General features: G+C 55.0%; 9 protein-coding genes. 4 read left to right on the top strand and 5 right to left on the bottom strand.

The features are described 5' to 3' along the window. Positions 1 to 563: 563 nt before the first annotated feature. The 3 genes from rpsT to mutM all read right to left on the bottom strand — a co-directional run bounded on the left by rpsT (position 564) and on the right by mutM (position 2,661). The gene (rpsT, locus tag BAR1_RS17825) at positions 564 to 827 is read right to left on the bottom strand and encodes a 30S ribosomal protein S20 (protein ID WP_118944279.1); all 264 of its coding nucleotides are present in this window, start codon (positions 825 to 827) and stop codon (positions 564 to 566) included. A gap of 163 nt (positions 828 to 990) precedes the next feature. Beyond that, a complete protein-coding gene (locus tag BAR1_RS17820; protein ID WP_118944278.1) occupies positions 991 to 1,767 on the bottom strand; it encodes an enoyl-CoA hydratase in 777 nt (258 codons plus the stop codon). A gap of 63 nt (positions 1,768 to 1,830) precedes the next feature. After that, positions 1,831 to 2,661, bottom strand: coding sequence for a bifunctional DNA-formamidopyrimidine glycosylase/DNA-(apurinic or apyrimidinic site) lyase (mutM, locus tag BAR1_RS17815; protein ID WP_118944277.1), 831 nt, complete (start codon positions 2,659 to 2,661; stop codon positions 1,831 to 1,833). 72 nt (positions 2,662 to 2,733) lie between these two features. On the opposite strand from mutM, the gene ubiE reads away from it, so the two are divergent. Continuing rightward, a complete protein-coding gene (ubiE, locus tag BAR1_RS17810; RefSeq protein WP_118944276.1) occupies positions 2,734 to 3,486 on the top strand; it encodes a bifunctional demethylmenaquinone methyltransferase/2-methoxy-6-polyprenyl-1,4-benzoquinol methylase UbiE in 753 nt (250 codons plus the stop codon). 3 nt (positions 3,487 to 3,489) lie between these two features. Next, positions 3,490 to 5,025: a 2-polyprenylphenol 6-hydroxylase gene (gene ubiB / locus BAR1_RS17805; protein WP_118944275.1), complete on the top strand. Its 1,536-nt coding sequence runs from the start codon at positions 3,490 to 3,492 to the stop codon at positions 5,023 to 5,025. 110 nt (positions 5,026 to 5,135) lie between these two features. Here the strand turns inward: ubiB and BAR1_RS17800 are convergent, their stop codons facing one another. Together BAR1_RS17800 and fliK are read right to left on the bottom strand one after the other, a co-directional pair. Continuing rightward, the gene (locus BAR1_RS17800) at positions 5,136 to 5,798 is read right to left on the bottom strand and encodes a flagellar hook capping FlgD N-terminal domain-containing protein (RefSeq protein ID WP_118944274.1); all 663 of its coding nucleotides are present in this window, start codon (positions 5,796 to 5,798) and stop codon (positions 5,136 to 5,138) included. Between the two features lie 11 nt (positions 5,799 to 5,809). Then, positions 5,810 to 7,660 (bottom strand): flagellar hook-length control protein FliK, encoded by a 1,851-nt coding sequence (gene fliK / locus BAR1_RS17795; protein ID WP_118944273.1) that lies wholly within the window; start codon positions 7,658 to 7,660, stop codon positions 5,810 to 5,812. Between the two features lie 116 nt (positions 7,661 to 7,776). Here fliK and BAR1_RS17790 point away from each other — a divergent pair, with 116 nt between their 5' ends. Together BAR1_RS17790 and BAR1_RS17785 are read left to right on the top strand one after the other, a co-directional pair. Beyond that, on the top strand, positions 7,777 to 8,064 hold the full coding sequence (locus BAR1_RS17790) for a rod-binding protein (protein ID WP_194295012.1): 288 nt from the start codon (positions 7,777 to 7,779) through the stop codon (positions 8,062 to 8,064). Next, the gene (locus BAR1_RS17785) at positions 8,054 to 8,404 is read left to right on the top strand and encodes a flagellar biosynthesis protein FlgN (protein WP_118944271.1); all 351 of its coding nucleotides are present in this window, start codon (positions 8,054 to 8,056) and stop codon (positions 8,402 to 8,404) included. The genes BAR1_RS17790 and BAR1_RS17785 overlap by 11 nt, the downstream gene beginning before the upstream one ends. Positions 8,405 to 8,608: the final 204 nt, after the last annotated feature.

Raw genomic sequence — 8,608 nt, 5'->3', positions numbered from 1 at the left:
TCTGTATTACCCGTTTTCAAAACTCTAACTGCCAAACCGGACAAGAGACGGCATTTCTGCCAACCCACCCGAAGCTACCTGCCCATCACAAATCGCCATTGCTACCGCACAGCCCATAGGCCGATACACCGAATAAACGGTGCACTTAGCGGTGCGTTTACTGGACATGTCCGGCACCAAAAACCAATCATAATACCGATTGGTCCGGCACCTTCGCTCCGGCATCCCTTAGCCTGCATACGGCCAGAAATCCGAACATCAACCAAACGCCCTGACTGCGGATTGTTCTGCGCATGATCCTGAGCAATCAGGCCTCTGCGCGTTCCGTTTTCCAAGGCTTGCCGGGTTGCATGTCCCCCCAAGACGATGTGAATCGCTTGGGTAAGCTAGCAAGGTCAAACGGGACCACGCAACAGAACTTCGATCTTGACTCAAAGATTGTTAAATCGAATCTGTCGAGGTGATATTTTTTCCAATAAATCCGGTGAAACAGTGTCCTTTGGAAAACACAAAAGGACGCAAACCCTAGGCTTGCGTCCTTTCATTTTTCGAGAATCAGCAGATTAGCCCAGCGCTTTGACCCGGGCAGACAGGCGCGACATTTTGCGCGCAACTGTGTTCTTGTGGAAAATGCCGCGCGATACGCCGCGCATCAGTTCCGGCTGTACCGCACGAAGGGCAGCCTGCGCTGCATCTTTGTCGCCGCTTTCGATGGCTTCTTCTACTTTGCGCAGGAAGGTGCGAACGCGTGTACGGCGGGCTTTGTTGATTTCATAACGGCGCTCGTTCTGGCGGGCGCGTTTCTTTGCTTGGGGCGAATTTGCCATGTGTCGGTTTCCCTTTCAGGGGTCAGTTTACTATTTCGTTCGCGCAAAAAGGCCCCGTCCGGGTTTATAACCGGTCGTTCCGGCCAAAGCGGGCCTCTCACGCATGTATCGCGGCCTAATAGGATAGAATCACCCGAATTGAAAGGCCAAATTTCAACCCGCTTTATTTACCGCGAAACTGTGCCTCGCGTTTTTCCAGAAAGGCGTTCATGCCTTCTGACTGATCTTCGGTGGCAAACAGCGAATGGAACAGGCGGCGCTCAAACAGCAGCCCTTCGCGCAGGGTCATTTCATAGGACCGGTTCACGGCCTCTTTGACGGCCATCGTCGTCAGCAGGGATTTTTCAGCGATCTTTTGTGCTGCGGCCATTGCCTCGTCCATCAGCTTTTTCGCTGGCACAACGCGGCTGACCAGACCAGAACGCTCGGCCTCGTCCGCGTCCATGAAACGGCCTGTCAGGTGCATTTCCATGGATTTGGATTTACCCACAAACCGCGTCAAACGCTGGGTGCCGCCAATACCGGCCACCACACCCAGATTGATTTCGGGCTGGCCGAATTTTGCGTTGTCCGCCGCAATAATAAAATCGCACATCATCGCCAGTTCGCAGCCACCGCCCAGCGCATAGCCGGCCACTGCGGCAATCACGGGTTTGCGCATTTTCAGCAACTGTTCTGTTTCGGTGCCAAAGAAATCGGACATGAACATGTCGACAAAGCTTTTGTCGGCCATTTCCTTGATGTCGGCCCCGGCGGCAAATGCCTTTTCCGATCCGGTGATGACAACGCAGCGCACCTTTTCGTTTTCTTCCGCCGCTTTCAACGCCTCGGCCAATTCCCCCAGCAGTTGGGAGTTCAGCGCGTTCAGCGCCTCGGGCCGGTTCAGTTTGATAAGGGCAACGTGGTCTTCGGTTTCGACGATTAGGGTCTCGTAAGCCATGGAATCATGCCAATTTGTTTCTGTTGGGAACGATTCCCTAGCATTTCTGACCAAGGGTTCAAGTTATCTTTGGCATTGCGCACAATAGAAAGTTGAGCGTCCCCCCTGCGTGATTCGCCGGATTTTACCGTTACAGCCCTTGGTTAGACAGGGTTCCCCCTCGCGTCCGTAGGCGCGAAAGCTGTGTTGAAAATATCCCAGTTCGCCATCCGCCTGACGATAGTCCTTGAGCGATGATCCGCCCGAATCGATGGCCTCAAACAACACATCGCGAATGGCGGGAACCAGGGATCGCACCCGTGGTGCCGATAGTTGCCCCGCCTTGCGCGTCGGGGAAATTCCGGTTCGCAGCAGCACTTCGCAGACATAGATATTGCCCAGCCCCGACACGATTTTCTGATCCAGAAGCGCGGTTTTGATCGGGGTGTTCCGGCCCTTTAGCCGCTCCAGCAAATAGGCTTCGTCAAAGCTGTTACCCAGCGGTTCCGGCCCCAGACTGGCCAGCAGCTTGTGCCCTTCGGCCTGCTCAGTCGCCACCAGATCCATCGCCCCGAACCGTCGTGTGTCGTTGAATACCACGCGGGCATCGTCCTGCATGTGAAACACCACATGGTCGTGTTTCTGGATGTCGGGGTGGTCACCTTTGGAAATCAGCATCCTCCCCGACATGCCTAGATGGATCAAAAGGGTTTCCCCCGAATCCAGATCGGCCAGAATGTATTTCGAGCGCCTACGCAGCCGCTCCACCCGCTTACCAGTCAGCCGTTGTTCCATCCCGTCGGGAAACGGCCAGCGCAGATCAGGGCGGCGCACCTGGGCGCGGATGATCTGTTTGCCCTCCATCACGGGGATCAGCCCGCGACGGACTGTCTCGACTTCGGGTAATTCGGGCATATGCGGCTCCCTCTCATTGTATCGGGCGGCAAGGGTATTATAAGGGGGTCAAGTATCAAGGATGATCCGACAATGAGCAACAGCAACGAAAAAACCACCCACTTCGGTTTCCGGACCGTCGCCGAGGATGAAAAGGCCGGAATGGTTCACGGCGTGTTTTCCAATGTCGCCAGTAAATACGATGTGATGAATGATGCCATGTCGATGGGCATCCACCGTATCTGGAAAGACGCGATGATGAACTGGCTGGCCCCGCGCGCCGGTCAAAAGCTGCTGGATGTTGCCGGTGGCACCGGTGATATTTCATTCCGGTTTCTGAAACGGGCCGGACGGGCGCACGCCACGGTGCTGGACCTGACCGAACCGATGCTGGTCGAGGGCGCCAAACGGGCCGAGGCCTCGCAACTGGCGGACCAACTGGATTGGGTGGTCGGGGATGCGATGGCACTGCCGTTCAAGGATAACACCTTTGACGTTTACACCATTTCCTTTGGCATCCGGAACGTGACCCGCATTGCCGACGCCCTGTCCGAAGCCTATCGCGTGTTGCGCCCCGGCGGGCGGTTGATGGTTCTGGAATTCAGCCAGATCCCCAATGACATGATGCAAAAGGTTTACGACCTCTATTCCTTCAACATCATCCCGAGGCTGGGACAGCTGATTGCCAATGACCGCGACAGTTACCAGTATCTGATCGAATCCATCCGCAAATTCCCCGATCAGGAAACCTTCGCGCAAATGATCCGCGAGGCGGGGTTTGAAAACGTGAAATACCGCAATATGTCGATGGGCATCGCGGCGCTTCATTCGGGGTGGAAAATCTAGCAGATGCGCGGACCTCACAATATCTGGCGGCTGATCCGCACAGCGGCTACATTCGAGCGCACGGGCGCCTTGGGTGTGGTGCTGAATGAAATGGATGCGCCCACCTCGATCCGGGTCGTGGTGAGGCTGTTTGGCTGGACCATGCGCTGGGCGGGCCTGAAGGGTGATCCGAACATGCCACCCGTTACGCGGGCGTTGAATGCGCTGGGGCCGGCCTATATCAAATTCGGACAGGTGCTTTCGACCCGTCCCGATCTGGTGGGCGGTGATCTGGCAACACAATTGCGGGTGTTGCAGGACAAGCTGCCGCCATTTCCAACGGATGTTGCCAAGGCCACTGTAGAAGAAGAGCTGGGAAAACCTGCGGACAATATTTACAGTGAATTCAGTGATGCGGTTGCTGCTGCCTCGATTGCGCAGGTGCATCATGCACGGCTGATCAGCACTGGCGAGGAGGTGGCCGTAAAGGTGTTGCGCCCGAATATCGAACGCGCCTTTCGCAAGGATATCGACGCCTTTTATTTCGCCGCTTCTGTAATTGAATTCCTGTCGCCCTCCTCGCGCCGCTTAAGGCCACGCGATGTGATCGAACATTTCGACCACGGGGTGATGAGCGAACTGGATTTGCGCAGCGAAGCCTCGGCGGCGTCGGAGTTTTTCGAAAACACCAAGAACGACGAAAAGTTTCAGGTGCCATTGGCGAATTGGGAATTTTCCAGCCGCCGCGTGATGACACTGGGATGGGCCGACGGGTTGCCTTTGGGTGACAATGATGCACTGGACGCGGCGGGGCATGACCGTGTGGCGCTGGCCCAGCGGGTGCTGCAACTGTTTCTGAGCCATGCGTTGCGCGACGGGTATTTTCACGCCGACATGCATCAGGGCAACATGAAGGTGGCCGCCAATGGCGACATTATTGCCTATGATTTCGGGATCATGGGGCGGATTGATGAATACACCCGCCGCGTTTACGCCGAAATCCTGATCGGATTTATCCGTCGTGATTACAAACGCGTCGCCGAAGTACATTTCGAGGCCGGCTATGTGCCTGCCGACCGTGATGTCGATGAATTTGCCTCGGCCTTGCGGGCCGTGGGCGAGCCGATTTTTGGCATGGACGCCTCGCAAATATCAATGGGGCGGCTGTTTCATTATCTGTTCGAGGTGACGGAACGCTTCGGCATGGAAACCCGCACCGAACTGATCCTGCTGCAACGCACCATGGTGGTGGTCGAAGGTGTGGCGCGGTCGCTGGACCCCTATATCAACATCTGGGAAGTCGCGCATCCCGTGGTCGAGGATTACATAAAGTCCAACCTTGGCCCCCGCGCCATGATGCGTGATCTGCTGAAAACCGCACGGGTTTTGGCGCGGTTCGGACCAGAACTGCCCAAGATGGCCGAAGCAGCGTTGATTCACCATTCACAACCGCCCGCAAAACCCCAAACGACATCCCCTTGGAGGCCTGCGATGTATATCCTGTTGGGCGCTGTAACGGCTTGGACGGGTTTTTTACTGGCGCTTGCTGTATTATCCTAGAGCGTGTCGAACCTGATCAGATTCGAGTATTCTCCGGCCCGACCGAGGCAGTATTTGCATTAGCAAATGCGCTCGGTCGGGTCGGCAAATTCGATTTGGTGCGACATGCACTAAACAGGGTCCCGTAGGGCAGATACCGAGGTTGATGGCACCTCGACCCCGCCTTCCAGCACCAGAATGGTTTCGCCGTTCCGGCTTTTGGCTTCTAGCACTCTGGAATAGATTTCTGCCTTGGTTGTCGCGATCAATTCATCGCCCGAGTAGCTTTCCACCTCGAAAGTATACAGCCCGCTTGCAAACGGCGCACCATTCCCGTCCACGCCAGCCCACTGGATTTCATCGGTGGAGGGGGTGAAATCCTGCCGCTGCACTTCGTTTCCACTGCTGTCCCTTACCACCAAAACCGCACGGTCGGCGCTGGCCGCCGGGTTGGGTGATATGCTGATTGGGCTGCCGTCAAAGCTGGCAGCGGCCGCAGCGCGGGCATCCAGCCCAATCCAGGTGGCCATTTCCCCCATGCCCATAACGCTCATTTGCACACCCAGCGCCTCAAGCAGATCATTGGTTTTGACCTGCTGCTCTACCGCGGAAAACTGTGCCAGCTGGCTGGAGAAATCGTCCGAGCTCATGGGATCAAGCGGATCCTGATTTTTCACCTGTGCGGTCAGCAGTTGAAGGAAAACATCATAATCCGAATTTACTGCTGTTGTATCTGTTGCTGCATTCCCAGTTTGGGTTGCTGCCTGAGAGGCGGTTGTATTGGTGACTTGCATTATTTTTCCTTTCAAAGGCGCAGATCAAGCCCGTTTGACGGTTCCAAAGAAACACGCGCAGGGGGGAGTTTTTCAATTTCTGGCAGGGGGGTGAGCTGTGCTGTATGCTGGGGCTGTTCATCTGTGTTGTTCCCATCCGTATTTTCACGGCCATGTTGCGAAAACTGGAACCCCACATCCGCGTATCCCATATCGCGAAACTCTTGCGCCAGCGTTTCGATATGGCGCCGCATCAGGTCCATCGTCTCGCCACGTTCGGCCAGCACGGCAACATTGATGCCCCCGTCCGTCAGGGTAAACGTCAGACGGACACGGCCCAGTTCATGAGGGTTCAAGGTTAATTCAACCGGCCGCTCGGGCATTTGGCGCGCTACATCCGCCAATTGCCGTGCGATATGCCGCGGGATTTCCGGCTGTGTAACTGCTGCGTTTTGATGCGAGGGCGTCAATCCTGTTGCTTGTGAAGGGACGGATTGTAGGTCCGATATTTCAAACGGTGCGTTGCTATCAAACGGAAGCGTTTCGTTTGTGTCCACATTGGCCATTGGTACTGTAACAGGGATGGCCTGATTTGGTGTTGGGGAGGGTTTGACCGTACCCGAGCCTGGTACCCGGGTTGCTTCTATCGGGGCCGATTCCATCGCTTTGCGATCACCCCGTTTGGGCGAAGGTGCAGGTGCGGGCGTAGCCACGGCCGTTGCCCCTGCATCCACAACGCCTGCGTTGGGCTGATTATTAGCAATGCTTCCAAAAGGGTTGGCAATTTCGGGCCCCACGCGATTCGGTTGTGAAACCTTCGGTTGATCCAGAACCATTTGTTCTGGTGGTGCCTGGTTGCGCGGCACAGTCTGCGGCAAGGGCTTTGGTGCTTCTTGCAGGGTTCGGATATCCTGATGCGATATTTCGGGCTGCTTTGCTACCTCTGCCTTCTGTGGCCTGTCCGGATATTGCAAAGCAGTTGCTACCGGATGCGTGTAGGCATTTGATTTTATCCCGGACTGAACCAGTTCCGAATTGGGAACCCGACCAACTTGGGGCCCATGTATAGTTTGGTTTTGGCGAATCGATAAATCCGGTTCCTGCGGGGTGCGAAAGTCCAAATCCGTATTCTTGCCCTGCCGAACAGGTTGTTGTGCTGCCACCTGTTTTAACCGGTCATCTTTGTTTTCCAATGATGCGGCATTAATAGGCTCCCCCATATGGGTGGGCACTTTGGACATCACAACCTCTGTGGCATAGTCATTAGCACCCTTTTCCCCTGACAATACGGATTCCGCCGGCCTGTTCTGCGCTGTCTCGTTGCCCTCGCCCGCGACACTTTGTATCGGAATGTCAAACCCTGGGGATGGTGTCCGTGATTTTTCCTTTCCGGTTTTATCTGAAGGATCAGCAGGTGCTATTTTTCCCGTAAAATCAGCATCTTCCACGGGTTTATCTATGATTTGGCCGGATTCGGTTGCCACCGGAGAAAGCGAAACATCCGGCACGGAAGTAATGGCAGGCAAACCCTTTGCGATTTCATCCATATCTTGCGGCTGTTGGGGCACTTCCCCCATAGGCACATCCGGGCCAACCTGTTCCCCTTCTGGCGGTATATCCATCAGAATTGACGATACCGCTTGCGGCTCGGGGGGGGACACCTGCCGACCAATCATTTGATTAGACAACAAACCCAAAATCCCCGTCCGTGTATTATCAACCACGCCACGTTCGGGCATTGGCACGGGCTCACGTTCAGGCACATTGGCCCAGACTGCTAGAAACTCGGCACTGGCCATCGTCTCTGTTTCATCAACCTGCCCTACAGTTGTCGTAGTGCTGCCAGTCGATGTTGTTGCGTCGGGTATTGGTAGATTGATCATGTCATATTCCGGAAATTCTTCCTCGGTTGGATCAGATATGACTTGGATTGGTTACCAGTTCTTTACCCAATCCATGCAAACTGTCCGGGAAATGTCTCTAATTGGAAATGAATCGCATGGCCCCCATTACACCGGTTTCATCCCCCGCGAACCAACTGCAACCCGAAAAACGCGACGCCGCATTGTTTCAGGCCGCCAAGGATCTGGAGGCTTCTTTTCTGGCAGAGATGCTGAAATCAGCAGGGTTCGGAAAATCGCGTGATGCAAACGGGGGCGGGATTGGCGAAGACCAGTTTGGATCGTTTCTGCGGCAAGAACAGGCCAAAGACATGGTGAAACAGGGTGGAATCGGATTGGCCGAAAGCCTGTACGAAGCACTAAAGGAGCAGGAAGATGCACAATAATACGTTGGCAACATTCGATGCACTTGAGGATTTTCTGGATAAGGAACATCAGGCAATCCTGAACGGGTCACTCAAGGATATGGGCCGGATTGCCAAAGAAAAAGAAGCATTGCTGGATAAGGGGGCATTTCTGGCACCGGATCGCAAAACGCTGGAACAGGTTCGGCGCAAAGTTGACCGGAACCACACCCTGCTGGCAGCCGCAATTCGCGGTGTCCGCGCCGTTAGTAACCGGCTTGAGGTCCTGCGCAACGGATCGGGCGAATTCGATACTTATGATAAATCCGGTCAGCGTACATCACTGGGTGGCCATAAAGGAAATCTGTATCGGCGGGCCTAATCGGTTTGTTTCAAATGCAGCGTATATTGGCCAGGGCAATTAGGGGTCTGTTAGGGATTGGGTATCAGGGTAGGCCTTGCATCTCCAAACGGGGTGGCACGGTTTTGGTACATGCAAACCGTATTCGTCAGAAAGACGCTTAACGCAGCCATCGAAGTGGCTGCATGTGTAACACGGCGCAAAAGCGTCGTCTGAATTAGGGAA

Origin of the sequence: Profundibacter amoris, from assembly GCF_003544895.1 — a bacterium.
Taxonomy (GTDB): Bacteria; Pseudomonadota; Alphaproteobacteria; order Rhodobacterales; family Rhodobacteraceae; genus Profundibacter; species Profundibacter amoris.
Note: the sequence above shows the minus strand (reverse complement) of the source record. Positions and strands in the feature narration are given on the sequence as shown.

Bases quoted from the DNA above. Each gene is read 5' to 3' on its own strand.
- BAR1_RS17790 (WP_194295012.1), top strand. From the start codon at position 7,777: ATGGCCCCCATTACACCGGTTTCATCCCCCGCGAACCAACTGCAACCC.
- BAR1_RS17785 (WP_118944271.1), top strand. From the start codon at position 8,054: ATGCACAATAATACGTTGGCAACATTCGATGCACTTGAGGATTTTCTG.
- BAR1_RS17820 (WP_118944278.1), bottom strand. From the start codon at position 1,767: ATGGCTTACGAGACCCTAATCGTCGAAACCGAAGACCACGTTGCCCTT.
- mutM (WP_118944277.1), bottom strand. From the start codon at position 2,661: ATGCCCGAATTACCCGAAGTCGAGACAGTCCGTCGCGGGCTGATCCCC.
- BAR1_RS17800 (WP_118944274.1), bottom strand. From the start codon at position 5,798: ATGCAAGTCACCAATACAACCGCCTCTCAGGCAGCAACCCAAACTGGG.
- rpsT (WP_118944279.1), bottom strand. From the start codon at position 827: ATGGCAAATTCGCCCCAAGCAAAGAAACGCGCCCGCCAGAACGAGCGC.
- ubiE (WP_118944276.1), top strand. From the start codon at position 2,734: ATGAGCAACAGCAACGAAAAAACCACCCACTTCGGTTTCCGGACCGTC.
- ubiB (WP_118944275.1), top strand. From the start codon at position 3,490: ATGCGCGGACCTCACAATATCTGGCGGCTGATCCGCACAGCGGCTACA.
- fliK (WP_118944273.1), bottom strand. From the start codon at position 7,660: ATGATCAATCTACCAATACCCGACGCAACAACATCGACTGGCAGCACT.